Consider the following 521-nt stretch of genomic DNA (forward strand, 5'->3'; position numbering starts at 1 on the left):
CTCGCCGGCCTGACCGCTGCCGCCTCGGCCGCCGACCTTCCGCGTCGCGCCGCTCCGCCGCCGGTCTTCACGCCGGTGCCGGTCTTCACCTGGACGGGCTTCTACGCCGGTTTCAACGCCGGCTACGGCTTCGGCACCGGTAACGACCGCCAGACCCCCACCGTCGTCGTGGTCAACGGCGCCAGCGGCCTGGTCGCCCCCGGCACCTCCGCCGCCCTCGGCTTCAGCAACAACCGCTCCAACACCGACGGCTTCGTCGGCGGCGGCCAGATCGGCTACAACTGGCAGCTGACCCCCGGCTCGGGCGTGGTGTTCGGCGTCGAGGCCGACGCGCAGTACGTCGACTTCGGCCGCGAGCGGAACCGCTTCGCCCTGGCCGGCGCCGGCCTGCTGCCGGGCGTGGGCGTGTTCAACCCGAACGGCCTCTCGAGCCTCGACTACTTCGGCACCGTGCGCGGCCGCCTCGGCTACGCCTTCGACCGCACCCTCGTGTACGCCACCGGCGGCTTCGCCTACGGCTC

At 73.3% G+C, this 521-nt stretch carries 1 protein-coding gene; it reads left to right on the forward strand.

What is annotated here, in order from left to right; translation table 11 throughout:
* Positions 1-521 (forward strand): outer membrane protein (locus MFF56_RS31935; RefSeq protein WP_373324260.1); only part of this gene is annotated, 521 nt, incomplete at both ends.

The organism is Methylobacterium hispanicum (genome assembly GCF_022179285.1).
GTDB lineage: Bacteria > Pseudomonadota > Alphaproteobacteria > Rhizobiales > Beijerinckiaceae > Methylobacterium > Methylobacterium hispanicum.